Genomic DNA, 1,200 nt, shown 5'->3' with positions numbered 1-1,200 from the left:
CAACTGAGGACAAGCCCTCGGCCTATTAGTACCGGTCACCTCCACACCTTGCGGTGCTTCCAGATCCGGCCTATCAACCCAGTCGTCTACTGGGAGCCTTACCCCATCAAGTGGGTGGGAGTCCTCATCTCGAAGCAGGCTTCCCGCTTAGATGCTTTCAGCGGTTATCCCTCCCGAACGTAGCCAACCAGCCATGCCCTTGGCAGAACAACTGGCACACCAGAGGTTCGTCCGTCCCGGTCCTCTCGTACTAGGGACAGCCCTTCTCAAGACTCCTGCGCGCACAGCGGATAGGGACCGAACTGTCTCACGACGTTCTAAACCCAGCTCGCGTACCGCTTTAATGGGCGAACAGCCCAACCCTTGGGACCGACTCCAGCCCCAGGATGCGACGAGCCGACATCGAGGTGCCAAACCATCCCGTCGATATGGACTCTTGGGGAAGATCAGCCTGTTATCCCCGGGGTACCTTTTATCCGTTGAGCGACGGCGCTTCCACAAGCCACCGCCGGATCACTAGTCCCGACTTTCGTCCCTGCTCGACCCGTCGGTCTCACAGTCAAGCTCCCTTGTGCACTTACACTCAACACCTGATTGCCAACCAGGCTGAGGGAACCTTTGGGCGCCTCCGTTACCCTTTAGGAGGCAACCGCCCCAGTTAAACTACCCATCAGACACTGTCCCTGATCCGGATCACGGACCCAGGTTAGACATCCAGCACGACCAGACTGGTATTTCAACGACGACTCCACCTGAACTGGCGTCCAAGCTTCACAGTCTCCCAGCTATCCTACACAAGCCGAACCGAACACCAATATCAAACTGTAGTAAAGGTCCCGGGGTCTTTCCGTCCTGCTGCGCGAAACGAGCATCTTTACTCGTAGTGCAATTTCACCGGGCCTATGGTTGAGACAGTCGAGAAGTCGTTACGCCATTCGTGCAGGTCGGAACTTACCCGACAAGGAATTTCGCTACCTTAGGATGGTTATAGTTACCACCGCCGTTTACTGGCGCTTAAGTTCTCAGCTTCGCCCCACCGAAATGGAGCTAACCGGTCCCCTTAACGTTCCAGCACCGGGCAGGCGTCAGTCCGTATACATCGCCTTACGGCTTCGCACGGACCTGTGTTTTTAGTAAACAGTCGCTTCTCGCTGGTCTCTGCGGCCACCCCCAGCTCAGAGTGCAAGACTCATCACCAGA

Annotated in this window: 1 rRNA gene (cut by a window edge); it reads right to left on the bottom strand. The window is 56.6% G+C overall.

Annotated elements, in window-relative coordinates:
- Positions 1–5 precede the first annotated feature (5 nt).
- Positions 6–1,200 (bottom strand): 23S ribosomal RNA (locus ACWCRD_RS44940); it runs 1,375 nt beyond the window's last position.

Source organism: Streptomyces sp. NPDC002092 (assembly GCF_053593775.1).
This window is presented reverse-complemented; position numbering and strand designations above follow the sequence as displayed.